Source organism: Pseudoalteromonas sp. SWXJZ94C (genome assembly GCF_015864385.1).
Classification (GTDB): Bacteria; Pseudomonadota; Gammaproteobacteria; order Enterobacterales; family Alteromonadaceae; genus Pseudoalteromonas.
Genome location: NZ_JADYXF010000031.1, coordinates 40072 through 64826 on the forward strand (window position 1 = coordinate 40072; position 24755 = coordinate 64826).

Annotated in this window: 31 protein-coding genes and 1 pseudogene; 23 read left to right on the forward strand and 9 right to left on the reverse strand. The window is 37.0% G+C overall.

Annotated features, from left to right (window positions below):
- Positions 1 to 204: 204 nt before the first annotated feature.
- Positions 205 to 414, forward strand: a complete 210-nt coding sequence (locus tag I6F65_RS13995; RefSeq protein WP_166110073.1) for a hypothetical protein — start codon at positions 205 to 207, stop codon at positions 412 to 414.
- Here the strand turns inward: I6F65_RS13995 and I6F65_RS14000 are convergent.
- Both I6F65_RS14000 and I6F65_RS14005 read right to left on the reverse strand, forming a co-directional pair.
- A complete protein-coding gene (locus I6F65_RS14000) occupies positions 411 to 1013 on the reverse strand; it encodes an alpha/beta hydrolase (protein ID WP_024611008.1) in 603 nt (200 codons plus the stop codon). The two genes, I6F65_RS13995 and I6F65_RS14000, sit on opposite strands and share 4 nt — an antisense overlap.
- Positions 1014 to 1034: 21 nt before the next feature.
- Positions 1035 to 1571 (reverse strand): YaeQ family protein, encoded by a 537-nt coding sequence (locus I6F65_RS14005; protein WP_166110070.1) that lies wholly within the window; start codon positions 1569 to 1571, stop codon positions 1035 to 1037.
- Positions 1572 to 1875: 304 nt separating this feature from the next.
- Here I6F65_RS14005 and I6F65_RS14010 point away from each other — a divergent pair, with 304 nt between their 5' ends.
- Positions 1876 to 3081 carry a tyrosine-type recombinase/integrase gene (locus tag I6F65_RS14010; protein ID WP_197113413.1) on the forward strand — a complete coding sequence of 402 codons (1206 nt, stop codon included), beginning with the start codon at positions 1876 to 1878 and terminating at the stop codon, positions 3079 to 3081.
- A 5-nt stretch (positions 3082 to 3086) separates the two neighbouring features.
- Here I6F65_RS14010 and I6F65_RS14015 read toward each other — a convergent pair whose 3' ends face one another.
- Complete coding sequence (locus tag I6F65_RS14015; RefSeq protein WP_197113415.1) at positions 3087 to 4022, reverse strand: hypothetical protein; 936 nt, start codon at positions 4020 to 4022, stop codon at positions 3087 to 3089.
- Between the two features lie 426 nt (positions 4023 to 4448).
- Here I6F65_RS14015 and I6F65_RS14020 point away from each other — a divergent pair, with 426 nt between their 5' ends.
- Entirely contained in the window at positions 4449 to 5105 is a 657-nt protein-coding gene (locus tag I6F65_RS14020; RefSeq protein ID WP_197113417.1) for an inovirus Gp2 family protein, read from the forward strand.
- Between the two features lie 190 nt (positions 5106 to 5295).
- On the opposite strand, the gene I6F65_RS14025 is transcribed toward I6F65_RS14020, so the two are convergent.
- Genes I6F65_RS14025 through radC form a run of 4 tightly spaced genes read right to left on the reverse strand, consistent with a single transcriptional unit; the run spans position 5296 to position 7067 of the window.
- Positions 5296 to 5535: a hypothetical protein gene (locus I6F65_RS14025; RefSeq protein ID WP_197113419.1), complete on the reverse strand. Its 240-nt coding sequence runs from the start codon at positions 5533 to 5535 to the stop codon at positions 5296 to 5298.
- A gap of 53 nt (positions 5536 to 5588) precedes the next feature.
- The gene (locus I6F65_RS14030; RefSeq protein WP_197113421.1) at positions 5589 to 6149 is read right to left on the reverse strand and encodes a tyrosine-type recombinase/integrase; all 561 of its coding nucleotides are present in this window, start codon (positions 6147 to 6149) and stop codon (positions 5589 to 5591) included.
- A 12-nt stretch (positions 6150 to 6161) separates the two neighbouring features.
- The gene (locus I6F65_RS14035; RefSeq protein WP_197113423.1) at positions 6162 to 6581 is read right to left on the reverse strand and encodes a DUF2787 domain-containing protein; all 420 of its coding nucleotides are present in this window, start codon (positions 6579 to 6581) and stop codon (positions 6162 to 6164) included.
- A gap of 12 nt (positions 6582 to 6593) precedes the next feature.
- Positions 6594 to 7067 carry a DNA repair protein RadC gene (radC, locus tag I6F65_RS14040; protein WP_197113426.1) on the reverse strand — a complete coding sequence of 158 codons (474 nt, stop codon included), beginning with the start codon at positions 7065 to 7067 and terminating at the stop codon, positions 6594 to 6596.
- 125 nt (positions 7068 to 7192) lie between these two features.
- Here radC and I6F65_RS14045 point away from each other — a divergent pair, with 125 nt between their 5' ends.
- The 5 genes from I6F65_RS14045 to I6F65_RS14065 all read left to right on the forward strand — a co-directional run bounded on the left by I6F65_RS14045 (position 7193) and on the right by I6F65_RS14065 (position 11318).
- A complete protein-coding gene (locus tag I6F65_RS14045) occupies positions 7193 to 7372 on the forward strand; it encodes an AlpA family transcriptional regulator (protein WP_197113429.1) in 180 nt (59 codons plus the stop codon).
- Entirely contained in the window at positions 7372 to 8634 is a 1263-nt protein-coding gene (locus I6F65_RS14050) for a bifunctional 2-polyprenyl-6-hydroxyphenol methylase/3-demethylubiquinol 3-O-methyltransferase UbiG (RefSeq protein ID WP_197113432.1), read from the forward strand. The genes I6F65_RS14045 and I6F65_RS14050 overlap by 1 nt, the downstream gene beginning before the upstream one ends.
- Positions 8635 to 8830: 196 nt before the next feature.
- Complete coding sequence (locus I6F65_RS14055) at positions 8831 to 9814, forward strand: LuxR C-terminal-related transcriptional regulator (RefSeq protein ID WP_197113435.1); 984 nt, start codon at positions 8831 to 8833, stop codon at positions 9812 to 9814.
- Positions 9802 to 10803 (forward strand): LuxR C-terminal-related transcriptional regulator, encoded by a 1002-nt coding sequence (locus tag I6F65_RS14060; protein WP_197113438.1) that lies wholly within the window; start codon positions 9802 to 9804, stop codon positions 10801 to 10803. The genes I6F65_RS14055 and I6F65_RS14060 overlap by 13 nt, the downstream gene beginning before the upstream one ends.
- Before the next feature lie 140 nt (positions 10804 to 10943).
- Positions 10944 to 11318, forward strand: coding sequence for a hypothetical protein (locus I6F65_RS14065; protein ID WP_197113441.1), 375 nt, complete (start codon positions 10944 to 10946; stop codon positions 11316 to 11318).
- Here the strand turns inward: I6F65_RS14065 and I6F65_RS14070 are convergent.
- Positions 11277 to 11517: pseudogene (locus I6F65_RS14070) on the reverse strand (hypothetical protein); the annotation flags it as partial. The gene I6F65_RS14065 and the pseudogene I6F65_RS14070 overlap by 42 nt on opposite strands.
- Positions 11518 to 11685: 168 nt before the next feature.
- A complete protein-coding gene (locus tag I6F65_RS14075) occupies positions 11686 to 11826 on the reverse strand; it encodes a hypothetical protein (protein ID WP_197113444.1) in 141 nt (46 codons plus the stop codon).
- Positions 11827 to 12224: 398 nt separating this feature from the next.
- On the opposite strand from I6F65_RS14075, the gene I6F65_RS14080 reads away from it, so the two are divergent.
- The 15 genes from I6F65_RS14080 (at position 12225) to ylqF (ending at position 23824) form a co-directional block, all read left to right on the forward strand.
- Entirely contained in the window at positions 12225 to 13346 is a 1122-nt protein-coding gene (locus I6F65_RS14080) for a type I restriction-modification system subunit M (protein WP_197113446.1), read from the forward strand.
- Positions 13347 to 14657, forward strand: coding sequence for a hypothetical protein (locus tag I6F65_RS14085; RefSeq protein ID WP_197113448.1), 1311 nt, complete (start codon positions 13347 to 13349; stop codon positions 14655 to 14657).
- Positions 14654 to 16063: a type I restriction-modification system subunit M N-terminal domain-containing protein gene (locus I6F65_RS14090; RefSeq protein ID WP_231613193.1), complete on the forward strand. Its 1410-nt coding sequence runs from the start codon at positions 14654 to 14656 to the stop codon at positions 16061 to 16063. The genes I6F65_RS14085 and I6F65_RS14090 overlap by 4 nt, the downstream gene beginning before the upstream one ends.
- Positions 16064 to 16313: 250 nt before the next feature.
- Entirely contained in the window at positions 16314 to 17039 is a 726-nt protein-coding gene (locus I6F65_RS14095) for a hypothetical protein (RefSeq protein ID WP_197113450.1), read from the forward strand.
- A gap of 233 nt (positions 17040 to 17272) precedes the next feature.
- Positions 17273 to 17698: a hypothetical protein gene (locus I6F65_RS14100; protein ID WP_197113452.1), complete on the forward strand. Its 426-nt coding sequence runs from the start codon at positions 17273 to 17275 to the stop codon at positions 17696 to 17698.
- Positions 17699 to 17711: 13 nt separating this feature from the next.
- Positions 17712 to 18293 carry a type II toxin-antitoxin system MqsA family antitoxin gene (locus I6F65_RS14105; RefSeq protein WP_197113454.1) on the forward strand — a complete coding sequence of 194 codons (582 nt, stop codon included), beginning with the start codon at positions 17712 to 17714 and terminating at the stop codon, positions 18291 to 18293.
- Between the two features lies 1 nt (position 18294).
- Complete coding sequence (locus I6F65_RS14110; protein WP_197113456.1) at positions 18295 to 18771, forward strand: hypothetical protein; 477 nt, start codon at positions 18295 to 18297, stop codon at positions 18769 to 18771.
- A gap of 157 nt (positions 18772 to 18928) precedes the next feature.
- Positions 18929 to 19459 carry a hypothetical protein gene (locus I6F65_RS14115; protein WP_197113458.1) on the forward strand — a complete coding sequence of 177 codons (531 nt, stop codon included), beginning with the start codon at positions 18929 to 18931 and terminating at the stop codon, positions 19457 to 19459.
- 26 nt (positions 19460 to 19485) lie between these two features.
- Complete coding sequence (locus I6F65_RS14120; protein ID WP_197113460.1) at positions 19486 to 19878, forward strand: hypothetical protein; 393 nt, start codon at positions 19486 to 19488, stop codon at positions 19876 to 19878.
- Positions 19871 to 20536: a hypothetical protein gene (locus I6F65_RS14125; RefSeq protein WP_197113462.1), complete on the forward strand. Its 666-nt coding sequence runs from the start codon at positions 19871 to 19873 to the stop codon at positions 20534 to 20536. Before I6F65_RS14120 ends, I6F65_RS14125 begins: the two co-directional genes overlap by 8 nt.
- A 73-nt stretch (positions 20537 to 20609) precedes the next feature.
- Positions 20610 to 21539 carry a viperin family antiviral radical SAM protein gene (locus I6F65_RS14130; protein ID WP_197113465.1) on the forward strand — a complete coding sequence of 310 codons (930 nt, stop codon included), beginning with the start codon at positions 20610 to 20612 and terminating at the stop codon, positions 21537 to 21539.
- Complete coding sequence (locus I6F65_RS14135; protein ID WP_138541460.1) at positions 21539 to 21739, forward strand: hypothetical protein; 201 nt, start codon at positions 21539 to 21541, stop codon at positions 21737 to 21739. The genes I6F65_RS14130 and I6F65_RS14135 overlap by 1 nt, the downstream gene beginning before the upstream one ends.
- A 54-nt stretch (positions 21740 to 21793) precedes the next feature.
- Positions 21794 to 21937: a hypothetical protein gene (locus I6F65_RS14140; protein ID WP_197113468.1), complete on the forward strand. Its 144-nt coding sequence runs from the start codon at positions 21794 to 21796 to the stop codon at positions 21935 to 21937.
- 91 nt (positions 21938 to 22028) lie between these two features.
- Positions 22029 to 22607: a hypothetical protein gene (locus I6F65_RS14145; protein WP_197113471.1), complete on the forward strand. Its 579-nt coding sequence runs from the start codon at positions 22029 to 22031 to the stop codon at positions 22605 to 22607.
- A gap of 263 nt (positions 22608 to 22870) precedes the next feature.
- Positions 22871 to 23824, forward strand: a complete 954-nt coding sequence (ylqF, locus tag I6F65_RS14150) for a ribosome biogenesis GTPase YlqF (RefSeq protein WP_197113474.1) — start codon at positions 22871 to 22873, stop codon at positions 23822 to 23824.
- Positions 23825 to 24755 lie beyond the last annotated feature (931 nt).

Below are 24755 nucleotides of genomic sequence, written 5' to 3' on the forward strand. Positions count from 1 at the left end.
GTTTATGGACTATTAATATAGATGGGTCTGATGAATTAAAATACTACCCCTCAAAAAAAATAAAAATTTGAGCTGCACAAATTATGATCTAAAACAAACTATTAGCAAGGCAATCTCATTGCCATTTTATTTATTGATGCAGGTCAAAAATCAATCACTCTAACGGCGCATAATAATGTTATCGAAATAATTAGGAGAGATAGCATGCATGCAAAAACAGCAAAACAAAATAAAGCAGAATTAATAGTCGTTGGTATAGCGCTGTTGGTATTTGTATTGGGGTTAGTTGCTCACTTGGCAGGTGCTAGTTTTGCTAACTCTGATTTTTTTGGTTACATCGCAGCACCAATCCCATTGATACTGGGTGTTATATTTTTAATTAGCTATAAAATTGCAGAGGCTGCTGAAGATTAGTCTTCACTCAAGCACTTTAAAATATAATTAACCACTTCGCGTGAGTAAATCATACTGGTATGGCTTAAATGGAACACCTTATGTTCTGCCATGCCCTTGAGCTTAGTTTCATCAAGTAACACAGTACCGTCCGAACGACTGCCTTTAACTATAAGTGGCATTAACCCGATAGGTAAGTCACCCGCAATACTGTAGAGCTTAGCTTTAAATGGCCAATTACCATTTTGCGTAAGTAAAAACTCAACACTGTTTTTTAAAAAAGACTCAAAACCTTTTTGCTTCATTTTATGGGCAATATGGCTACCTTGGTGAGGAGTGCCTAAAGTAACTACCTTTGTAACATGCTGGCTTGCTTGAGAGTTAGCTTCTAAATACGCGCGAGCAATTAGGCCACCTAATGAATGGCATACAAGCGCAGAAGGTTCATTTGCAATGCATTCATCAATTTGAGCAAAAATAGTATCGCGATTAGGATCGAGAGTATTGTAGGTAATATTGAGGACTTTTACACCAGACTCTTCTAAACGAGAGCACAGTGGGCGCATAACAAAGCCAGACATATATAAGCCATGTAAAACAATAACGTGTTTAACTTTCATACGCCCTCAAAGTATCAGCAATTACATTAACTGCTGTGGTTTTATTTCAATATTAGTATGATCTGTATTAACCCACACTTCACCATCTTGAATAGTAATAGCAAGCTTAATACTGCGATCAACTAAAGCGGCAAGTGCTTGTGTTGTCGCATAATCTAAACTAAAAATACTTAAGTTTTTAAATTCATACAGTTTAGGTTGATGCTTTTGCCACCAAATTGCCTGATTATTTTCACCGTACGTATAAAGCACTACTTTCTTAGACTTATTGCAGGCTTTTTTAAGGCGCTTCTCATCTGGTAAGCCAAGCTCAATCCACAGTTCTATTTCTTCACTATAGCTTACATGCCAAAGCTCAGGCTCATCATCAGCACTTAACCCTTTAGTAAACTCTAAACCATCGCAGCTATTTAATGCAAAAGCGAGTAAGCGAATCATTAACCGTTGATCGGTTTCTGAAGGGTGTTGAGCCAAGGTTAAATTAAAATCTTGATAAACGTGACGGTCCATATCACTAAGCGATAATTGGACTTTCATAATGGTGGATTTAAGAGCCATAACAACTAATCTGAAAAAATTTGCGTCAGTATAGCGCAATTAAGTGAATTGCCAGTTAAAATAGCAGTTAATTATACGTTAGGAGTTAAAAATGGCTATCCAGTGGTTCCCTGGGCGCTTGTATTAACTTCCGCACTTCTCCGTAGTGATACTTTAACTTTATTAAAAACATATATTTAATGTATTTTTATTCCGTATTTGTCCAGTCTGGTATTGTAGCTTCTACTATTTTTAGTACCCACGTTAGTACCCATGAGATTGTATTTTATATATACTAGCCTTAATTAGCATTATGGAGTTTATTATGGCCAGAGCTGTAGTTCGTCTAACGGATAAAAAAATAAAATCAATTACTAGTACAGGCAAAGAGCAAACGCTTTCTGACGGTGGTGGTCTTCAAATGCGTGTTTTACCCAGTGGCACTAAGTCTTGGCAGTTTAAATTTAAAGATCCAATAAGTAATAAATTTAATAAATTACCCCTTGGGCTTTATCCAGCATTATCGCTTGTAAACGCACGAACTAAAGCTATTGAGTATCAAGAACTGTTAGCTCAAGGCATTAATCCAAAGGCACATGAACTCGCCAAAAAACAGGCAGAGAGCCGTAAAGCCGCGAATACGTTTTTAGCTGCCGCAGAGCTTTGGTTTGAACGCAAACAGCCTACTGTGACGGCCAAGCATGCAGCTAGGGAATGGCGAACGCTTGAGATGTATATATTCCCGAAAATGAAGGGTATGCCTTTAGAAAGTATTACAGCGATTGATACCATTGAAATACTTAGGCCGCTTGAGACTGACGGTAAACACTCCACAATCAAGAATATTTGCCAAAGCTTAAATCAGATAATGGATTACTCGGTAAACCATGGCTTTATCAATGCGAATCCACTAGCAAAAGTTATAAAAGTATTTACTAAAAATACTGTCGAGCATATGGCAACGATTAGACCTGAAGAACTACCTGATTTTTTAACCGCTCTGAATGGCTCACAAAACATTCAAAACAAAACAAAGCTTTTAATTTTGTGGCAACTGCACACTATGACTCGCTCAAAGGAAGCCGCAGGCACTAAGTGGGCCGATATTAATATTCAAGAAGCCGTTTGGGTTATTCCGGCAAAAGAGATGAAGCGCAGAAGAACGCACCGAGTACCCTTAACTCCAAGCACTTTAGCAATACTAGAACAAATGAAACCATTAAGTGGTGGATATGAGTATGTATTCCCAAATGAGCGTAATATACAAAGCCACGCAAGTACCTTTACGGTCAATAACGCTATAAAGAATAGCTTGGGTTACAAAGGTAAACTGGTGGCCCATGGCTTGCGATCCGTTGCTTCTACAGCACTTCATGAAAAAGGTTTCGATAGTCTTTTAGTTGAAGCCTGCTTAGCCCATGCAGATGAAAATGAAACAAGAGCGGCATATAACCGCTCTGATTACTTAGAACAGCGTAGGTCAATAATGGAATGGTGGAGTGAGTTTATTGAGCAGGGTAATTCGAAATAAAGTACCTAATCAAGCATTGTTTTTACTATATCGTTTAGGGCTTTGTTTTCAGAGACGCTATGTTCTTTCATGTATTTTAACAAAAGCTTGTGGTTATTCTTTGTTAGTATGCTTAGCGATTGCGATTTTGTTCTAATTTCTCTTTGTTTATAAGCATTCGTTAATTTGGAAATAAGCTCTTTTTTTGTTGGAGTTTTCTCTTGAGATTTAGTTACAATTGGGTCAAAGTCACATGTAAAACCTTTATTTAGTGTATTTGCATTGTGGTGGAGAAAATCCCAATTAGCTATGATAGCGATTATGCTATGAAATAAATCTTCATTAGATAAAGGTTTTAAAAAATTTAAGCTCGTTAGCTTATCTATCAAATACCTCCAAACCCATATGCAATCATCATCAGCTTTATCTGTGAGCCATTCTAAACTTGGCTTGCTTGTAAGGAATTGGTGATAGGAGTGTTTCATGTTTTTTATATAATTGCGCTTGCATTGCTTTGTTGTTTTAAATAAGTCGAACTTTTCAACTAACAAAGGATATATCTCTTCAAAAGTATAAACAGCCTCTTTAGCTAGCGGGTTTTCTGGCTTGTAATCAACTTCTTTTATTGGATTTTGGTGGATGTAAACCCAAGCCCAAAAAAGCTGTTGTTTATTCTTCTCTGAAATCCAAGATAAATCAGACTCTTCGATTGTTATATCTTCATATTCAGCGAGCAAATTATTCATTTCACTTACCGAACTTGGAAAAGCAGACATTAACTCCATTGAATCCAAAAAATTACAGTGTGCTTTTATAATTGTAAAGGCTTCAAACTTATTTTTTGGCTGTTTGTACCGGCTTGGAACATCTTCCATAATCTTCTTTACTGACCACATTAAAGCTCTCTGATCAGAACTCAATAAGTTTAGAATCGGTGTCCAGTGTTCCTTTAAATCATCCATTGAATTTCAACATGTATTATTCATCTATTAATGTGAATCTCAGTCTATCATACATATTTTACCTGTCATATACTTCCCTTTCTGTGTCATTATTGCATTTAGAAATCGTCATTTTTACTTGTTTTTAGTGTATATTTTACATGTTTAATATGTCATAAATGCATATTTTAAATTTTTTATTTATATAAAAAAATCAAGGTTTTACTAGTGTTAACTTCAGAGTGATTTTAAATCTACAAAGCAATTGCTCAGTAACGCGTTAATGAAATTTGCCGTCACAAACTAAGCTGGTTTTCTTAGTATGAATTTCGGTTTGGTAATATTAATTAGAGTTACTAGTAACGAAGTCATTATCACAACAAATAAAAATTAAAAAATTACAGCTCAGACACCTGATATGAACCAATACTTATCAGGACAAAGAAAATGAATAATCCAACACAATACCCAGTAACTACCAACCCTACCTACAAGCAATATCAAACACTCGCTAGAGATAATCAGCCTTTAGTTATTCCTTATTTAGATACTATTGAGCAAGTCATACTTGCTGCATGTGCTGAACATAAAAGAACGTTTGCTGTGAGAATTGATTTAAGGTTACCTACACATTCAAATACGATTAACTTAGATAGCAACAAAGTGTGTACTCGGTTTGTTGCCTCTCTTGAAGCGAAGATTGAAGCCGATACAAAATGTAAAGCCCGTGAGGGTAAAGCCCCACACCCATGCAATATTAGGTATATTTGGGCTAGAGAGCAGAACAGCGCTCACCAACAGCATTATCATTGTGTGCTGTTTTTCAATAAGGATAGGTATCATTGTACGGGTAAAATAAATGCAGAGAGTGATAACCTGTTTACTCGAATAGTTAAAGCTTGGGCGAGTGCGTTGAGCTTACCGTTGGGTGAAACGATGCAATTAGTTCATTTACCTCAAAATGCACACTATTACCTTGACGCTAAGAGCCCTAATTTCACTCAAGACTTCCATGCTCTTTATTGTCGAGTAAGTTACTTCGCTAAGCTTAATACGAAACAATATGGTTTAGGGCAGCGTTGTTTTGGTTATAGTCAGAGGTAATATTCTAATTAAGACCTGTGCTTCTTATAACTTGTTCTAACGCGCTTTTGAGACCTTCAACTAGCCAAATAAGCTTAAAGCCTTAGTATATAAGGGATGGCAAGTTCCCAAAATACCATTATGGGAACCTAAAAAATAAACGGTGTTATTACACCTTAAAAGAGTGCTCTATATGAGCACTCTTATTTAACTAATCAAACAAACTAGCAATGCCAGTAACTATCCCACCAGCTACCGCCAAAGGGATTGTAACAGGCGCAGAGGCAACGCCTGCACCAATTGCTATTGCACCAGATGTAAGCGCTCCAGCGGCTGCACCGGAGCCTATAGCCACAGCTGTTCTGCTTACGCTAGAATCATTATTGCCAGTAATCTGTTTAGATAGCTCATTACCAACCAAGCCGCATGAAACGGCTTTATCTAAAGACATAATGCCTTCCTTTTAGTTAAGTAAAACAAGCGCCAAAATGACGTTGTTAAGGGTTATAGCTCTAGTTCTTCAAAGTCTTTGTCTATTTCCTCCTGTGTTATGCCTATGTAACGAAGTGTTGTTGCTTCGGAGCTATGGCGAAGCATTTTCATTACTCGGGCGATGTCGTGGGTTTTCTGATACAAGTGATAGCCACGTGTTTTACGCATTGAGTGAGTACCTAAATGAATATTTAGTTCTTCACCAACGAGCGCAAATGCTTTTGTAACCGCTCTACGAGATAGTGGTTTGGGCTTTGAGTTAATCGCTTGTTGATTCCGGTATGATTGAAATAAGTAGATGTGATGTGGATGAGTCAGTTTAATTTCGTTGATTAAGGTGAGCGCCTTATCATTTAGCTTTATTTCAGCTAATTTTGAGGTCTTTGACTCGTAAATAATCAACCTATCGTTGTTTATGTCAGTGAACTTCACTGCAAGTAAGTCAGATATTCTAAGCGCGAGATTTAAGCCAATATTCCATATTTGGCTCATTTGTCTTGAACAACGCTTTTCTAGTAAATAGCTAACGAGCCTTACTGTATCAAGGTCTTTAACCGCTTCTACTTCAGCCATAAAAACCTCCAGTTACTCAGTAGTAACCGTTACCTGATAACAACCTGTGTTGTAGTACTCAACAAAGTTTGAAATAAACAAGGCTAACAACTCTTTACCTTCCCTAGCATTCAACCAACCAGCTAAAAAGTGATAAACCTGCTTAATACTAAAGCACACATCAATTTCTTTTATCAGTTCAGGGGTATGACGGCCCTGATACGAAAAGTCAGTAATATAAACAAGCTGCCAGCTGGTGGTCTGCTTTTCCAACCTAACTTCTACTGGGTGAAAGCCCCCAGCTTCAGGGCTGTAATCTGGATCTTTAAAGTTAAGCGTAACGGCCTTAGCTCCGCCTACCGAATCACTTCCCTCAATAACTGCATTTGTAATCACACCAATAAAAGAGTCAGGCACTTTTAAGCCTGATACTTGTTCTATTTGTAACGCCATATCTAATTCCTTTTAAATTAATCCATGTTCAGCAAATGAATACGTGCTTTCACCAATGATGATGTGATCAAGTACAGATACATCAATTAGGTTAAGTGCCTGTTGAAGTTTTGTAGTAATAAGCTTGTCTGCTTGAGATGGGGCGGTAACGCCTGAAGGGTGGTTGTGAGCCAAGATGACGGTCGCAGCATTAAGCTCCAGCACCTCTTTAACAACTTCTCTAGGATAAACGCTAGCAGCGTTAATAGTGCCTCTAAATAGCTCTTTAAATTCCAGTATGCGGTTCTGGCTATCTAAAAATAGTACGGCAAATACTTCATGTTCATGTATCGCGAGTTTATGTTTTAAATACTCTTCGCAATCATTAGGGCTATTTAAAACGCCATCTCGAAACTGCTTCTTAGCGATGATGTATGCAGCGGCTTCTAGTATCTGCTCATCATTTACGGGGTGTTTAAATTCATATAACGACTGTTGACCTTGCATTGTAAATTCCTCTTAAGTGGTTCATGCAAGTTAGTGATGTATATGTGTAAGTTTTTTGTTTGAAGAGCATAAAAAAATACTGATCCCGGAAAGGTTATGAACTAATAACCAATCGGAGAAATTCCATGCGTTTAATCAAATTAAAAGAAGTAATCGAAAAGACATCACTTGGCCGCTCAACAGTTTATGAGTTTATGACTAAAGGCACATTTCCTAAGCAAGTATCTCTAGGTGCCAAATCTGTAGCCTGGCTTGAGTCAGAAGTGGATGATTGGATTGAAGAAAAAGTTAGGGGGAGAGGCTAATGAATCTCCCATTAAACAAAGGTAAAGTATTGTCGTGCTTAGAGAAAGTGCTAAGCAACATTGCAGGGATTAAAGTCATTACTGCAATAAGTGATGAATTAAGGGTGTGCAACTTCTTAAAAGATGGGTATCAACCTCTATTCCCTGCAATCCATGTAAATGAAGCTGTTATCAATACTGATACATCAGTTTGTTTATACACTGAGGACGAAGTAGGTGTGATTACGAGTACTGCGTCAATATCATGGCTGAATGGAGAGATAGTGCCCGAAGTATGGATGGAAGAGGTTGCTTTAAATAACAAAAATAATGATGTCACATTACAAGTTGGGCGATTTTATATTAGAGGTATGAAAGAACAGTCATTACTTAAATTGTATTTTAAATGTTTTGTGGAACTTGCTAATACTTTAGGAGTATCGACAATTACAGGTCTGGTTAAGGGTAAAGATTTACGTCTCCATGAAGTAAGGTTTAAGGCTGATGTATTAGTAAGAAATACAGATCTTAAATTTGGTAGTGAGCACGAATTTGCTTTGGTTCAGTGGCGTTTTAATAGCTTAGACAGTTGTTTTTATCACTGGCTTGGGGTTGTTCAACATACGAACCCTGGAACTTTTACAGCTCAAGACTGGAATGATTATGCGAGGTCGTTCGCCTCAGTGCAAACGCAAGTTCAGCAGGAGCTCCAACAAGAAGCAGTGAGGTATTTAAATGGCAACGTTGGAGATTTTGGTTGCGGGTGTGCAAAAATTGGATTGATACTATCAGATAGTGAAAGAGTTCGATCTTATATTGGAATTGATGCATCAATAGAGATGATTAATATTGCTCAAGTATTACTCGAAGATATTGAGCCAATAAATGAGCAAAGCGTTCATCACGGGTTTATTGAAGATTATAATGGTTCACCTTTCGATACAGGGGTTAGCTTAAATAGCTATTATTCATGGCCAAATCCACTTGCTACATTAAAGCACATTTACAGTTTAATTGAGGTAGGTGGTACTTTTATTTTAGCTACACCAAACAAAAGTTTAGACTTGATTTTATTGGAGAAACAAGCAAAAAAGGAGTTAATAGCACACCCAGACTATAAAAAATTTAGAGAGCATAATTTGAAACTAATAAACGACAAAGATGCAAACCTAGTTGAAATGTCAGAGTTGATTACGCAAGTGCAGAGTGTTGGCTTTAAAATTGAAGCTTGTCACCAAGAGTATTATTGCGGGGGGTTGAATTTCTTAGTTTTATCTAAGTAAACCATATAGCAGAGAAGGACCTCAGCTATTTACTCTAGCATATGGGTTTAACCGTACACATGCTAAAAATAATTGACTAAAGCGATTGAATGCATTCAGTTATGTTGTTTGGCGTAAAATTAGTACCTTGCTTTAATGAAGCTGTTATTCTTCATTTAGTTAAACGTTGTAATGTTATATTAAAAAGGAATTTGCTTTGAGTGAACATGAAATAAGTTTGTGGCTGAAGTCGCTTTTTTTGGCTTCTCAGGATAAAGGCATTGGGGAATTTAAGGAGTACTGTTTTAAGCACTTGCAGAGTGTAATTCAATTCGATAGCGGGCTCTGGACCACGCGTTCAGATATGTTCAATAAGGTCAATGTACACTGGGTAGATGATTCTTTCTTATTTAATCAGCCAGATGCATTTATGGAAAATTACTTCAGTATTGCAAGTACTACTGATACTCCTGATTTATTGAATGAGTATTTAATTAACCACCCAAATCAATTCATTGACTTGTGGCAAGTCGTTTCAGTGGATGAGTGGCAACGTTCTGTTTATTACTCTAAGCACTGTAAGCTATATGGCGTTGAAAATGCTTTAGCTGCTTTAGTTAGTAAAAATGAGAATACATCGGTTAGTCATGCAATTAGTGTCTACCGAAGTGATTTTGCTCTTGATTTTACCACACAGGAGCGGGAGCTGATAACCTTCTTATTACCATTTTTACTCCAAGCTTTTAGACTCAATTTACTGTATTCATTTATGCCAAACAGTTCGGCAAGAGTAGTACGAGGGGTTGTTGATCGATTTGGTACTATTATTGAAGCTCAGGAGCAGTTTATAAGCATAATGGCTCATTACGATGTATTAGATGATGGCGCTCTCAAATTAGAACCCCATGGAGGTGTTACAGCATCATCAAGCTTTTGGTTGGATCGATATTTAATACAAATACAACATGAAAAAGGTCTGTTTTTTATTAAGATCACTCTTCCTCTAGTTGAAGAGCTACTAAGTCCAAAAGAAATTGAGGTAAGTAAATTATTACTCAATGGATTAAGCAATAAAGATATCGCAAATTATTTGTGTCGAAGCCCAAGCACGGTAAAAAACCAAGTTAATAGCATTTTACAAAAGTTGAATGTAAATACCCGAGAATCTGCTGTATTAGCACTAATGGAATGGATGGTTTGAGTGTGCAGAGCATATCAAAATCTACGCAATCTAATTATCAGAATACACTAAGTAAAATGTATGAAGCGGCTCTCATGTACGGGCCAAGTTTGTTCCAGCAAAAACTTAGTGAGCAGCTAAATGGAATGATAAATTCATCTTGTCAAATTTGGGCCTATGGAAATAAGCATGGCCCTGTGGGTCACTTTAGCGGATATTACTTTCATGAAGCGAAAAGTAAAATGCGAACATCAACCGCTGTAAAATTTTTACAGCGGGTCGCATCCTTTAGTAATTTGTCGGTTACACTATTGTCCAACGATAAGTGGTCCGAAGTGCTATGTGATTATCCCGACTATCAACACTATAGATCCCCGATAATTATAACACTTAGCAGTAGTGATGAATTGCAAAGCATAATTCTTTTTCGTTTGAGTAGTGAAAAAGAGTTTTGTAAGACTGATATTGAAGTTCTTGATTTTTTAGCACCTCATTTAGATGGTGCAATTGAGATGAATATCAAGGAGTTTATTCGGTTTAGTTGGAAAGTAACGAGAAACCAAAGAGCAGTTTTTGATAGTTATGGTGAGCTAATTGGAGAAACAGAGCAGTTTGATAGTTTTTATAATAAGTTATGCACACTAGATAGTCGTTTTTCGACCCTCTCAAATATATTAGCAAGTTCAGCTATATACAACATTGATTGTAAATTGAAAGTATCTATATCCGGCTTATTAGTTTACAAGGCGATCAGTATCATTGAATATGACTTTCGTATTGAGTCACTCTCAACGACTGAGTGGTCAGTATGTAAGCTTTTATTATTAACCTATTCTAACCAGGAAATAAAAAGTACATTGGGTATTAGCGTTAAAACAGTGGAGGCACATATAAAACAGATAATGAATAAGCTAGGTACTTCCTCCCGCGCAGAGGTTATTAGTTATCTGTATTACTCAGGTTATGATCTAATTGAAAGTAACTTTAATGATGAGCTAGTTAGATTTTAGTCCAAAACCCTTATTTTCTTAATTTCACTCCTTCCCCATACTAAAACCAAAGACAAGATGTTGACCCAATTGGGTCTCAATTAGCTGTTAGGCATTACGCGTTAAGCAGTTGGTATTTTATAGGGCTGGGAGCTTAAAAAATGGAAGATAATGATGAAATATTGGCAGCTAGTGGGAATAACGAGGTATATGAAGAAAGAGGTTTACTTAGTAAAGAGTTAATTATTTGGGGAGTAATATCTGTTCCTGTAGCAATATTTATGTGTTCGGCTCAACGTGAATATGCTTATGCTGGTTTTTGGCTCTCATCTCTGTCAATAATATTAGCAAGTATTTTTGGTTTAGTTGGTGCTTTAATTGGTGATGCTTTAAGGAAGTTCGCTAAGCCTGATTCGGTTTTTACTAGCGGTGGTTTTTTTCAATTAATTTGGATTAAGGTCTTTTGGAATATTGGACCTCAAGTTATTGGGCTATTAATAGGGGTTGTGATAGCAGGAGCTTTGGTTCTTAAATAGTTCAATTTCTAGCATGCCATCTAACCTACCTTCGAAGTGGATGGCCAATTGCGATAATGTTAGGTTCCAGTTATGGGTTGGCATTGTCCATTTCTTTGAAGCATTTAATATGCCTGTATGCAATAAATCCATCCTGCTATTTTCGTTAGGGAACCTGCTTGGTTTTAGTAAATCTCCTAAACTGGCGATTTGTAGCCTCCTAGGGTCTGTTTATGAGCAAATATAACGCTAGCAGCGTTAGTTCAGCATGCATCTTTTGGTTCTTTTGTTATACAGTTATTAAATGCTTAATTAATAAGCTCAGGGTACTTATCTATTAAGCAAGCATGGGGAACAGCATTGTTATTCAGCGAATTAGCTTGTTGCTTTAAATCGTTATAATTACATAGCCTAAATCCTGAGAGCACTCTTCCAAGCATTGTGAGTGTTGTTTATCGGGATTTTGCTTATGTAGTTTTTTTGCACGCTTTTTAACGTGTGCAATTAAATTTGAATTTGTATCTGACATGACGTTCTCCTGAGGAGATCTCCCTTTGAGGTGGGGAGGCGCCCTTTAAGCACCACAAATATGATGTCTTAAAATAACAGGTATTGTCAACCCAGATATTTTATAAGTAACCAATAACGTTACAAATATTATTTAATTTTGGTGTGTATAAGTTTGGCTGGTAAAAGGGGGAGCTAATAAATTTACTTAGGTGTGTTCAATTTATTAAGTTTGTTTTACTCTGTCAGTAATAAGGGATTGTTTAGCGTTAGATTGAGTCAGTAAAGCTTAATATGGATATGAGCAATAATCCACGCCACTGTATTTATTAAGCTTCCATCAACTACCCTGCTCATTAATGTATAATCTAGCCTAGAAATCCTCAGCTTATCGCAAGTTAAATACAACGAGATTTAATAATGGAAAAAATAACGCTCTCGCAGTTAGAGCAGTACCTCTCAAAGGCAGCCTGGATCTTAAAAGGGCCAGTAGATGCTTCCGACTTTAAAGTATACATATTCCCGCTACTTTTCTTTAAGCGTATATCTGATGTGTATGACGAGGAGTACCGCCTAGCACTTGAAGAGTCGGATGGCGATAAAGACTACGCAGCACTACCAGAAATGCACCGCTTTGAAATCCCACAAGACTGCCACTGGCAAGATATTCGTGAAACTACCACTAACGTAGGTGCAGCTATTGAAAGTGCTTTACGTGGCATAGAGCAAGCTAACCAAGAATACCTTTACGGCATATTTGGTGATGCACAGTGGAGTAATAAAAATAAGCTGTCTGATGCCTTACTTATTGACTTAGTTGAGCACTTTTCACAGTACGTATTAGGCAACCAAAACGTTGATCCTGATATGCTTAGAACGTTTGATTGCGTAATAGCCAACCCACCGTTCTCATTAAAAGGTTGGGGCGCTGAAAATTGGGCTAACGACCCATACGACCGTAATATTGCTGGTGTACCACCAAAAGGTAATGGTGATATGGCTTGGGTGCAGCACATGGTTAAATCTATGAACAGCACCGGCCGCATGACAGTAGTACTGCCTCATGGCGCATTATTCAGAAAAGCCGCCGAGGGCCAAATACGTAAGCAACTACTAGAGCAAGACATGCTAGAAGCCGTTATTGGTTTAGGGCCAAACGTGTTCTATGGTACGCAACTAGCTGCTTGTGTCATGGTATTTAAGCAAAACAAACCTGCCGATAAAAAAGGCAAAGTATTGTTTATAGATGCATCAGACCAAATTCGTGCAGGCCGAGCGCAAAACTTCCTAGAGCCAAATCACGTTCAACAAATTTACGACTGGTATCATAACTATCAAGATGTAGAAAACTACGTAAAAGTAGCCTCTAATGCTGATTTAGAAGAAAACGACTACAACTTAAACATACCACTCTACGTCGAAAAGATCATCGAAGATAACCTGCCATCAGTAGAAGAAGCAATGGCCGATTTAAAACAAGCCTGGCAAGCAAGCTTAGTAGCCGAAGAGAAGTTTAAACAAGTGCTTAAGGGATTTTTGTAAATGAATAAGCACCTTAATATATTTACAACTTACGCTAAAGATAACCGCAGTTACCAACTCGAAAACGATTTAACACGTTCCTTAGCTATTTGTTTGCAAGAAGATGCTTTATTTTTTCATGAAGTGCTTAAATCTATTTTTAGTGGGTCAAACCTGTTTGATCAATTATTTGAAAACCTAGATGGCGAGACCAACGTTCAGATCGAAATACAAAAGCAGGCAAGTCAAATTACCGATTTTGAAAAAGTTTATGCAGTTACACTAAGTGAAGCTGAAATGTTTAACTTTTGGGTTCAAACTGATCATACAGAATACGATCCCATTTGTGATTTAGTCATAACGGTTAATGACGTGTTAATTGTCGTTGAAGCTAAACGAGACAATATTGACTGCACTGCACAGCTATACAATCAAGTGTTCAATATATTAAAAAAACAAAATATAAATATTGAAGAACACAAAGCTAATATAACGCCATTCGACCTCAACTGGAAAAAATTAATGCTGATAGCAGTAAAGGTCGCCAGCTTTGAAAAAACAACAAATAACAGTAACCGATTCCTTACCGACTTTATTCAGCTTGTAAAAAACCATAATTTCCGTTGGCTGCCCGAAACCCCTATTGGCTCTTTGCAATGTGGAAATAAAAAATCAATCGAACGAAGAATTGAATCGGCTCTCACCCAATTTTGTAATGATAATGGCACAGTACAAAAGCTTACTTATAACGACAGATTAGGTACTACGTTTTCCAAAGACTGGGCTAATGAGCTGCTATTTAATATAGATGCGAACACCGGCGATTTAATCGTCAATATTTACCCTGGCAACACCAAAGGCCAAGGGTATGAGATTTTTCAAAGTGGATTGCAATTTACCGAGCATTTAAAAATAAATAACCAGTTGTATAAAGCAAACAAAAACTATCATATTAAATTAACAGGGCAGTCATACATAACAGGCTTGTGGCTCAGTGATAGTGATTTTAAAAAGCCTCTATACACCAAGCAAAACTTTAATAAATACACCGGCAGATTCAAAAGAGAGTCGTGGGGCACTATTGAGGCTTTATTAGATGACCACATAAGCACCGACTGGAAAAACGAATGTAAATGGGAAGGTAAAATATTAAGCTCAAATAGAACAGTGTTTAATATTTCTTTTGGTTACCACATTAGTATAACAGTGCCCTTTGAGGAGTTGTCACAGCTCGATATTAAGCATGACCATATTGCACCATTAGCTAATTTAATTAATAGTATTTATAAAGCATTTGAAAGAAGTTTGCTTATTGAGGAGCCATCAGCATGATGACCCAACTTTCTTTTGATCAAAAAGCCCTAGAAAAATACCTGTGGGAAGCTGCAGTAATCCTCAGAGGCACCATCGACGCCGGCGACTACAAACAGTACATTTTCCCGCTTATGTTCTTTAAGCGTATATCTGATGTATACGACGAAGAGTTTGAAAACGTACTAGCAGAAAGCGATGGTGATTTAGAATACGCTGCCTTCGCAGAAAATCATAACTTTTTAATCCCGGAAGGCGCGCATTGGAACGATGTACGCGAAACCACCACTAACATTGGTTTAGCACTACAAAACGCCATGCGTGCAATTGAAAAAGCCAACCCAGATACCTTAGACGGTATTTTTGGTGATGCCAGTTGGACTAATAAAGACTGCCTTACCGATGCCATGCTCACTAACCTTATTGAGCATTACTCACAGCACAAGCTTAACTTAAAAAATGTGCCTGACGACAAACTAAGTAATGCTTACGAGTATTTAATTAAAGAGTTTGCTGACGATAGCGTACAACAAGTTACTTCTAACTTAAGCGAACTACGCGCAAAGCTGCCACAAGCGATGATTGATACACTAGCTCACTTTGTTGGTGTAGATAGAACCATTGAGGGCTTTGAAGGTCTAGAGGCTGCACAGAACGCCATTAGCGATGATAAAAAGAAAGACGCCTTTGCATTGGATTTTAAATACCTAGCTAAGCTGTGGGAGTCGCTTTCACCTGATAGCGTTCTCGATGAATACAACGAAGATTACAAATGGCTAGCCCAGGTTTATGAGTCGGTAAAACCAGCCTCAGATAACATTGGTAAGTTGTTATGGCTAACGCTAGGCGCACAAACAACACAACTCATACATGACAACGTACATGTAGGCAACGTACATAACCTAGAAGAGTTTGTGCTTGATGCTGACGTTATCGAAAACATATTTAATAACCCAGATCCACGTAAAACAAAACAGCTTGAGAAAGAGCTAGCAAAGCGTTTTAAAGACCGTGGCGACTTACCTGTATTTAAATCGTTAAGTGAACGACTAGAAGCTCTGCGCGACAAAGCCGAAAAAGGTCTAATAGCCTCAATCGACTTTGTTAAAGAGCTTTGTAAAATAGCCAAAGAAGTGGTTCAAGCAGAAAAAGAACTAGACGACGAACTACAAGAAAGAACACCCAAAGCCGCATTAACAGACCTATTTTTAGAGCTTAAAGACGATCAAACCCCTGCGGTAGTAGAGCGTATAGTAACCGACATAGACGCCATTGTACGTGTTGTACGCTTCCCAGGCTGGCAGGGTACAACCGGCGGCGAGCGTGAGGTTCAGAAGTCACTACGTAAGGCGTTACTTAAATACAAACTCCACACAGACCAAATACTGTTTGATAGAGCATACGGATACATAAAGGAATATTATTAAAAAGGTATAACTAGATGTAAAAAAGCTCTAAGGAAGGGAGATTTAATTATCGATATTTCTTTGGTTAAGTAATAAGCAAAGAAATTTATGAGAAAAGAACTTAAAGGAGCTTATAACAAGCTTTCGAGTCTGTGCTGCAATAAGTTCTATAAAAAAGTTGTTTAAGAATTGTATTTTCATACTTTTGAAGGGAATTTAGATGCGATTAAATTATTCATTGAAGTTAGATTTAACAATTAGGATATAAAATATGGATTATTTAGAGTTAAAAATGTTGGATATGAAAATTTGGATTGCCACCCTAGTCGTCCTTAGTTTAGTTTCTGCCACGTTTGCATTTTGTTATTATAAGAAAAGTGTAGTGTGGAAGTCCGTAGATCTTATATGGATTTTATTTGCTGCTGTCGGAGCTTGTGCTGCTTTTCAAGATTACAATAAGCTAAATTACAACAACAAAATATTAAATCTTGAAAGTAAAATAACCAAAAATAAAAATAACATCTATAGCCATATAAGGAGGGAGAAAGCGGAGTTAAAATGCTTCCCTTTGAACTCGTCTACCGATAATGATTGTAAGTATCTTTCTGCTTTGAGATACCAAATAGAAGAAGTTTTAGTAGTAGATAAAAATATTGAAATTAAGGATTATTTGGAGAGTGTTGAGAAACGTAACATCGGCCAAATATCAATTTTTTCAACAGATAAAAAAGCCCCTAATAGCCCAATCGATAGGTTAGGTGCATTCCACAAAAGAATAATAGGTTTAGCTGAAATTTATAACATGAGTATGCAAGAGTTAAAGAAGTGGCAAGCAGAACCACCTAAGAACATAATTGAGAACAGCTTACTTAGACTTCTCGGTTATTTTGGTTTTATAGTCGCCTTTGCTTTAAGGATAGGTAAAAGTGTGGCAGACATAAGACAAGAATGTTGCAGGACTGGCTCTACCTTAGTTGCTAAAGCATCTTTAGACTAGTCCAGTAGCAATTTAAAGAACTGAAATGCTTTGGACATCACGTTGTTTGCAATACACCAAACAAGTTCTTAATAAAAATTTCTAATGACATATGAAAAGTCACAGTTTTCGTTCTTAGTTATGATAATCAAGTTTTAGAGATTACACAGCAGTCGAATTGAAGATTTAATTTTAAGTAGAGTTAGTTTGAACTAAAGTGAGCAAATTTTGACTAATAAAGTAGACTTACCATTATGGTAAGTAGTAAAATCGTCAGCCAATATTCTGGTGAGCTACCCAAATCTGAAAAAGATCGTAAAATAAAAGGTCAAACAACGCCTCTTTATGGATCATCAGATGTTTTAGGTTTGCTTGAACAAGGTAAGCTCATTGCGTGGTCTAATGGTTGCGCAAGAGATATGCAAAAGTGGTGCTTAGATCAAGATGATATTGAGTCTTTGGCTAAGTATGCAATTGAATATGGCCAGTACTTAGGGTCTGAGTGGTGCCAACCTAAACCTAATGGGGCTTGGGCTGCATGCGATGCTTATCGATTTATACGTAAAGAGTGGAATGAAAATGCGTATAAAGAAATGGATTTTGAATATTATATTAAAGTAGCGATTGGTAAGACCGGTAAAGTATTACTTTTAGCCTCTTGCCATCCTTCTGGTTCTTGATAGGAGAACGAAAATGAAAAATACTTCTGTATGTTCAATATGTGAAGAGGGTGAGTTACATGCTCATGTTGGTTGTAACCCTGTTGAATATAAAAATACCCATAAAGAATTGCCAATGCATTACAGTGAGTGTGATTGCTGTGGCTCTGAAATAACTCTGCCTGAACAGTCTCGTACTAATAAAAGATTGATGATTGCGTTTAAAAAAGAAGTCGATGGTTTACTTACAGGTAGTCAGTTAAAAGAATTACGTAATACTCTTGGTTTAACACAGGCCGAAGCCGCTCGCATTTTTGGAGGTGGCCCGGTTGCCTTTTCAAAATACGAAGCTGATGACGTAACTCAATCTGAGGCAATGGATAAGCTATTGCGAGTTGCTCATGATGTACCGGCAGCCTTTGAGTACTTAAATCATACTCATACATACAAAGAAGCACGTATTCGCCCTGTGCCAACCCACGATTGGAATTGGACTTCTTTCACTCAACCGATGGTTAGCGGTAAAAAACCTCGTCAAAAAGTGACAGTTATTAGCTCTAATACGCTTAAAGGCGGTCAAGGTTATACCCAGTCGCAGTTACAGGCAGTTGGCTAAAATGAATAAAAATACTTTACAAAAAGCGATTGAAAACTTACAAATTCAAGATCTTTACGCACGCAGTGTGAATGCACAATGTAGCGATGGCTTTGACCCTAAATACTCTAATCTAGATGGCTGTATCATTCAGAGCAAGCACTTAGTAACAAAGTCTGAAACGATCCAAAATGATGATGGTGATTTATTATTTCGTGTGTTTGTCGAAGTCGGAGTTAAGTGGGTCAAAGATGAAAGCGAAGATGCTGACATGCTAGCTTTAATCGAAAGCGAATTTGTTGCGGAATACTTACTGAAAACCGAAATAAGCTCTGAGTGCTTAGACGAGTTTGCTCTTAATAATGTTAGTTATCATGTATGGCCTTACTGGAGAGAGCTACTTTCTGCTCAGTGCGAGCGAATGAGGCTACCTCGTATATTGCTGCCAATGACACAAATAGCTCAAAACCAGGATAATCCACAAGGTGATTCTAAATAAGTAATCATTGGTTAAAACAACATAAATAGCTGATGCATGGCATCAGCTATTTATGCTGTTTTTGATTAAGTTGTTACTTATGGCTTTGCCTCGCTTGTGTCTCTAAATAGTAATAACTTATAAAATAACTATCTTTAATATAAATTCAAGGATGAAAATGAAGTCTGTTTTTAATACTGTTGATATTTTATTTGGGCATTTTGCTCATGGTTTTATAATTGTTTTTCTTTATTTGGCCTTAAGCTTAATAGCTGCTTTTAACTTGGTTTCTATCCCTCTTTATTTTTTTGAGTATGATGCTGGCTTATCTGACTTAGATTTGAGTGAAGTCGGACTTTTCATTATATTTGCAGCCTCAGTATGGCGATTTTTTGCGCGTTGTTTTGCTTTGAACTGGACTAAGTGGAAAGCACTTAAACGCTTTGTGTTTGTTATTGCTTTTGCTGAGCTATTTTTTTCGTTATTTTTTTCATTCTATTTAATAATTGAATTAATCGACCAAGGTGTACTTGGGGTGGCTATATTAGATAAATATGCTGATATTCAATCCTTCCTTTCTATTTTTATTACAATTATTGCAATTTATGCGAGTACGCCTTTGCCTAACTTTTATAAAAGTAAAGATGATGCAGCCAGTAACTTGCCTGACAATGATTTAAAAAATGAACAACCAGCAGCGATGAGCTAAGTTTACAAATGTTTGGAAGTAGAACAATGAAAAAATTAATTTTAAGTTTAGTTGCCTTAACTGTTTTTTTTAGTACGACCCGCCTTGAGGCAAAAGAGCAATTATTTCAACCTGATGACCCAGTATTTTTGCAATCATCTTGTAGAGAAGTGATTGAGATATTTGACCGAAAACAAGAGCCAGGGAAGTATGCTGCTCTTCATACTTCTATCTCAGAGGCTATGCGTGCTGGCTACTGTATAGGTGTATTGCAACAATATATTAAGAGCTCACCGTCGTGTAAAAAAAGATATGGGTATTATAAAAAGAGTAATTGGTTCGACTTAGCACAAATAATTGCGAATATGTCATTTGGTGCAGAGCAACTAAAAGGACTTAAAGCGAGTCACTTACTTGAGGCGGTTTACTGCAATGACTAGTGGTATGACCGTTCCTGATGCTATTCGCTTCTTATTTGGGATTGATGTTGCCAAAGAAAGTACATATTTAAAAGACAAAGCAAATTCTCTTGTTCGTAATAAACTTATTAAAGTTGAAACTGAGCTAAAGGTTCAAAGGTCAACAAAGCGTTTGGCGGATGGGCAGCTAGATGTGCTATTTAATGCTTTACTTCTTAATGCAATTTTTCATGATCCCAAAGACGTAAAAAAAATATTTGAAGATAAGAGCTTTAGGCACCATTGCGCTGTGATAGTTAAGCAATTATTTGGCGAAAGTAATTCATTAATGGGAATTGCTCTGAGTAAAACGACCGCTGCTGAATTTGCGAATGCGCTTGCTAGTGATTGTGACTTGCGCAAAAAGAGATTACCTAACCCGTTTGCCGTAATGCCTCAGCTAGCTTTAGGGAAAAATCTCAGTTTATTACATGCATTACTTGCGCAGTCTGCCCTTACCAGCTCAACAGATAACTTGCTCTTAGCTTATTTAAATAACGATATAGACAAGGCGTTAGCATTATCAAGGCAATTAGATACAAATAACCATAGTGTTAAGCAATTGGTAGAACATATAACATCTCGGCACAAGGAAGCAGAGGAGTTTGATGATTTATTAGGGTATTTCCAAAAAATGTAATTATTAAAAATAATGTTTGTTAGTGCATTGCACTAAGTGAATCTATAGCTGTCAGCAATAGATGGAGATTCATATGACAAATATTAAAGAGCTTGTTATTAACTTTCACATGACCGAAGCGTGTAATTACCGTTGTGGTTATTGTTACGCTAAGTGGCAAGATAATACGTCAGCAACAGAGTTACATCATTCTTCAGAGAGTATTCAAGATTTACTGCTAATGCTAGCTGAGTACTTTTTTTCGAATAATCAAATACGACAAGAATTAGGTTATCAATCAGTAAGGATTAACTTTGCTGGTGGAGAGCCTGTAATGTTAGGTGCTCGCTTTGTTAGCGCTTTATTATTTGCAAAGAGTATAGGCTTTAATACATCACTTATTACTAACGGACATTTTTTGTCACCAACAATGTTAAGGCGTATTGCCCCTCATTTAGATATGCTTGGTTTAAGTTTTGATACTGCAGATTATTTAATAGCTCAAAGCATTGGCCGAACAGATCGTAAAGGTGAATGGTTTTCCCCGCAAAAAGCATTAACTGTTACAGCGCTATATCGTCAGTTAAATCCTCAAGGTAAGTTGAAAGTTAATACTGTTGTTAATGCATTTAACTTTCGCGAGAATTTGAATGCAGCAATCGCATTATTGCAACCCGACAAGTGGAAGCTCTTACGTGCATTACCTGTCTATAGTGACCAGTTAACTATCTCGCAAGAAAAATATGATTCTTATGTTCAAAAGCATAAAGAGCACAGTAATGTTATTGCAATTGAAGATAATTGCGATATGTGGCAATCATATTTGATGATAAATCCAGAAGGTAACTTTTACCAAAACTCGTCATCGTGTCAGGGATTAACGCTTAGTCCTTCAATATTGGATATAGGGGTTTCTAAGGCTTTGAATCATGTGAACTTTAACGTTAAAGCATTCGCAAGCCGATACCCTTCGAGCTTTCCGCAAGTTATTAAAGAGAATTTGATAACACTAGGAGAGCAATAATGAAAAAATATAGTAATGATAAAAACATTAACACGTTGGTTTGTAAGTTATTGAAGAAAAAAGGTTGGTCTTTAAAGCGTGGGCGTCATCCAAGGCTGATTGCGCCATCAGGTATCAAAATAACAGTTCCAAGCACGCCAAGTGACTTTAGAGCATATAGAAACTTTAAAATGGATATTCGACGATTGAAGGAGCTTTAGCTAACGCTGAAGCTCCATAAGTCGAATCACAATTAACTTTTTAAGGAGACATATATGTCTAACAATAATGATCATAAATCAAACCAAAGAAACAGCAATAAAGGCACTTCTGGAGTCAATGCTCCATACCAAAGAACACAAGATAATCGAAGTAATCAGTTAAATCCGAACAACCCTAACTATAACGGTAAAAAATAGTTAAATAATTTTATTTAAGCTAAGCGTAGCGAAAGCTGCGCTTAGCTTTATATTACGTAAGATACTTTATATAAATTTATAGGTAAGAGATATGAATTATAAAAAAAGAATTGAAGACGCGGTGCTTAGAACTCAAGAGTTACAGCTAAAATTGCCTTCAAGCCCGTTGCCATTTAGCGAAGCTATTAGCGACAATAAGAAACAAGAAGTATTAATACATTGCCTTGAAATGTTGCAACTTCACGGTTTTAAGTCATCCCAAGACTTAGCAAGTAAATGTACGGATGTTCATCTAATGCTTCAGTATTTTTTAAAGAAAGATTTAAATATAGACAGCCATATTACAATTGGGGATCGGTATTGGCATGATTATATTTATTGTGAAATGTCGGATGAGAGTATTAAAAGTGAGTTAAATTCCCCTAGTTTAAATGAACCTATTAAAGCACATGTTTGGTTAACTTTAACCGATGGAACGATACTTGATTGTACTGGGGAAGCACATGCTGATTTAATATTTAATCGAGGTAACTTTCCGCTTCATGAATGTTTACACTTATCAGCTTCTAATAAAAAGGAAGATCCAGTTGAGGGATATTATAGGCCGTATTTAATTGGCACAGATTTCCTGGAAAAAACGGGTGTTTGCAAAATACTTATACCATCATAAATTTTGATTGAAATAGGAACAACTGACTGACTTAATCAGCCCACAACAAGCACGTGAGAAAGGGAATAACATTCCTATATAAAGATATATAGAGTGTGGGCTGAGTTGATATTTAGTTATTCATATATTTTCATAAGAATCCAAGTGCAATTTTGTAGTAGACTAACTCCCATAAACGAAAAGTACAAAAGCATAGTTTTACTTTTAGTACCCACATTAGTACCCATAGGCTGCGGCCTTTAATTAAAGGTCATATAAATCAAATGAGTAGAGTAGGAATACAGTGGTTCCCTGGGCACATGAATAAAGCCCGCAATGAAATTAAAGAAATAATGCCACAAATGGATGTGATCATTGAAGTGCTTGATGCGCGCATTCCTTATAGTAGCGAAAATCCGATGGTGGCAACCTTGCGTGAAGGTAAGCCGGTCATCAAAATTATGAACAAAGCTGATTTAGCTGATCCTAAAATGACTCAAATCTGGAAAGATTATTTTGAGCAAGAAAACGGTGTTAAAGCTATTTCTTTTGGACATGATAAAGCGGCTGAAGTACATCGCATTAACGAACTTTGTAAAAAATTGGTGCCGCATAAAGTGGGTGCCGATAAGCAAATTAAAGCCATGATAATGGGTATTCCTAACGTAGGTAAATCTACGTTAATTAATGTATTAGCTGGGCGTATAGTTGCAAAAACAGGTAATGAACCTGCGGTAACTAAAGCGCAGCAACGCATTAAGCTTGAGGATGGCATTATGCTTTACGATACGCCAGGTATGCTTTGGCCAAAAGTAGAGAACGAAAACTCAGGTTATCGTTTAGGTGCTACAGGTGCAATTCGTGATACGGCGCTTGAGTATGAAGAAGTAGCTAGCTATACCGCTGAATACTTATTGCGTGCGTACCCAGAGCTTTTAAAAGCACGTTATAAAATTGCCGAACTTCCTGAAAGTGATTGGGAGTTTGTTGAAATGGCCGGTAAAAAGCGTGGTTGTATTCGTGGTGGTAATCAAATCGACACGTACAAAATGTCTGAAATACTAATTAACGAATTACGTGATGGCATTATTGGTCGCATTACAATGGAAACTCCGCAAATGCGTGAGGAAGAAGAAGTAATGGTTGCTGGTTTACGTGCCGCTGCAGAAGCTAAAAAACAAGCTAAAGAAGAAGAGAAACTTCAACGCCGAGCACGAGCGCGTAAAAACCGTCGTTAATAATTAACCTGAACCTAGGGCGTGTTGACCTTTCGTGGTTGAATTTGCAGCAGTATGTTTGGTATTTGGGCAAGGCAGAGCCTATGTAATGTGGTTATTCCCCATAAATAGGCGATAACGCAGCATAAATACCAAACATGCGCTGCCCTTTGGGTTCTTTCTAGGGACGATTGACTCTTTGTTGCTCGGTTTTTACTTAGCCCACTAGGTTACAAACCTCGCGCCGCGATTAAATCGCCCCTAGATTGAACAAATTTCAATCCACAAAGGTCAACACGCCCTAGAATAATAAATCTATCTCGAGCAGCTATTTTCAGCGCTAACTGCGTTGAATTTACTTGCAATAGACCAGCTATTGACGCGTAAATTCGCCTTGTTTTCACTGAAAATCTCTGGCTAGAGAAAATAAATTTAAATATCACCATGACTCAATACGTTAGTAAATCTCTTAACCAGAGTTCAGGTTATTTAGCGTTATAAGTAACTTAAATTTGTTAAATTGCAGACATAAAAAAAGCCCGTAAGGGCTTTTTTAGTTTCATATCTACCGTCACCGATATGAGCAATGTAGCAAGTAAAATAGGGCGGTTACTTATTATCAACATCAAGGGGCGTTGCGGTCCATAATAAGTAACCATAGCTGTTAACGTGCGCTACACGTTGTTTCAGGGTCAGAAACAATTAATCAATTCATTCCGTCACAAGCCAGTATGTCTTCCGTCTTGTTGATATTGATTATCAGTTAGATCTAACTATCTGTCAACACCTAAATGCAAATAATTCCTATTATCTCTTTGTTTGTTTTGTAAGCTATTGTTAAGTATAAAAAAGAATAATAATCTAAGCTGTTTGACTAGGGCGTGTTGATCTTTGCGGTATAAAAAACAAACAGCATGAGGATGAGGTATAATTGAATTCGCTAAAAAACGTT

Bases quoted from the DNA above. Each gene is read 5' to 3' on its own strand.
- I6F65_RS14025 (WP_197113419.1), bottom strand. From the start codon at position 5,535: ATGTCTTTAGATAAAGCCGTTTCATGCGGCTTGGTTGGTAATGAGCTA.
- I6F65_RS14140 (WP_197113468.1), top strand. From the start codon at position 21,794: ATGTCTAACAATAATGATCATAAATCAAACCAAAGAAACAGCAATAAA.
- radC (WP_197113426.1), bottom strand. From the start codon at position 7,067: ATGCAAGGTCAACAGTCGTTATATGAATTTAAACACCCCGTAAATGAT.
- I6F65_RS13995 (WP_166110073.1), top strand. From the start codon at position 205: ATGCATGCAAAAACAGCAAAACAAAATAAAGCAGAATTAATAGTCGTT.
- I6F65_RS14105 (WP_197113454.1), top strand. From the start codon at position 17,712: ATGAAAAATACTTCTGTATGTTCAATATGTGAAGAGGGTGAGTTACAT.
- I6F65_RS14115 (WP_197113458.1), top strand. From the start codon at position 18,929: ATGAAGTCTGTTTTTAATACTGTTGATATTTTATTTGGGCATTTTGCT.
- I6F65_RS14065 (WP_197113441.1), top strand. From the start codon at position 10,944: ATGGAAGATAATGATGAAATATTGGCAGCTAGTGGGAATAACGAGGTA.
- I6F65_RS14015 (WP_197113415.1), bottom strand. From the start codon at position 4,022: ATGGATGATTTAAAGGAACACTGGACACCGATTCTAAACTTATTGAGT.
- I6F65_RS14005 (WP_166110070.1), bottom strand. From the start codon at position 1,571: ATGGCTCTTAAATCCACCATTATGAAAGTCCAATTATCGCTTAGTGAT.
- I6F65_RS14050 (WP_197113432.1), top strand. From the start codon at position 7,372: ATGAATCTCCCATTAAACAAAGGTAAAGTATTGTCGTGCTTAGAGAAA.
- I6F65_RS14030 (WP_197113421.1), bottom strand. From the start codon at position 6,149: ATGGCTGAAGTAGAAGCGGTTAAAGACCTTGATACAGTAAGGCTCGTT.
- I6F65_RS14110 (WP_197113456.1), top strand. From the start codon at position 18,295: ATGAATAAAAATACTTTACAAAAAGCGATTGAAAACTTACAAATTCAA.
- ylqF (WP_197113474.1), top strand. From the start codon at position 22,871: ATGAGTAGAGTAGGAATACAGTGGTTCCCTGGGCACATGAATAAAGCC.
- I6F65_RS14035 (WP_197113423.1), bottom strand. From the start codon at position 6,581: ATGGCGTTACAAATAGAACAAGTATCAGGCTTAAAAGTGCCTGACTCT.
- I6F65_RS14000 (WP_024611008.1), bottom strand. From the start codon at position 1,013: ATGAAAGTTAAACACGTTATTGTTTTACATGGCTTATATATGTCTGGC.
- I6F65_RS14135 (WP_138541460.1), top strand. From the start codon at position 21,539: ATGAAAAAATATAGTAATGATAAAAACATTAACACGTTGGTTTGTAAG.
- I6F65_RS14125 (WP_197113462.1), top strand. From the start codon at position 19,871: ATGACTAGTGGTATGACCGTTCCTGATGCTATTCGCTTCTTATTTGGG.
- I6F65_RS14145 (WP_197113471.1), top strand. From the start codon at position 22,029: ATGAATTATAAAAAAAGAATTGAAGACGCGGTGCTTAGAACTCAAGAG.
- I6F65_RS14090 (WP_231613193.1), top strand. From the start codon at position 14,654: ATGATGACCCAACTTTCTTTTGATCAAAAAGCCCTAGAAAAATACCTG.
- I6F65_RS14120 (WP_197113460.1), top strand. From the start codon at position 19,486: ATGAAAAAATTAATTTTAAGTTTAGTTGCCTTAACTGTTTTTTTTAGT.
- I6F65_RS14130 (WP_197113465.1), top strand. From the start codon at position 20,610: ATGACAAATATTAAAGAGCTTGTTATTAACTTTCACATGACCGAAGCG.
- I6F65_RS14075 (WP_197113444.1), bottom strand. From the start codon at position 11,826: ATGTCAGATACAAATTCAAATTTAATTGCACACGTTAAAAAGCGTGCA.
- I6F65_RS14010 (WP_197113413.1), top strand. From the start codon at position 1,876: ATGGCCAGAGCTGTAGTTCGTCTAACGGATAAAAAAATAAAATCAATT.
- I6F65_RS14085 (WP_197113448.1), top strand. From the start codon at position 13,347: ATGAATAAGCACCTTAATATATTTACAACTTACGCTAAAGATAACCGC.
- I6F65_RS14060 (WP_197113438.1), top strand. From the start codon at position 9,802: ATGGATGGTTTGAGTGTGCAGAGCATATCAAAATCTACGCAATCTAAT.
- I6F65_RS14080 (WP_197113446.1), top strand. From the start codon at position 12,225: ATGGAAAAAATAACGCTCTCGCAGTTAGAGCAGTACCTCTCAAAGGCA.
- I6F65_RS14045 (WP_197113429.1), top strand. From the start codon at position 7,193: ATGCGTTTAATCAAATTAAAAGAAGTAATCGAAAAGACATCACTTGGC.
- I6F65_RS14095 (WP_197113450.1), top strand. From the start codon at position 16,314: ATGGATTATTTAGAGTTAAAAATGTTGGATATGAAAATTTGGATTGCC.
- I6F65_RS14020 (WP_197113417.1), top strand. From the start codon at position 4,449: ATGAATAATCCAACACAATACCCAGTAACTACCAACCCTACCTACAAG.
- I6F65_RS14100 (WP_197113452.1), top strand. From the start codon at position 17,273: ATGGTAAGTAGTAAAATCGTCAGCCAATATTCTGGTGAGCTACCCAAA.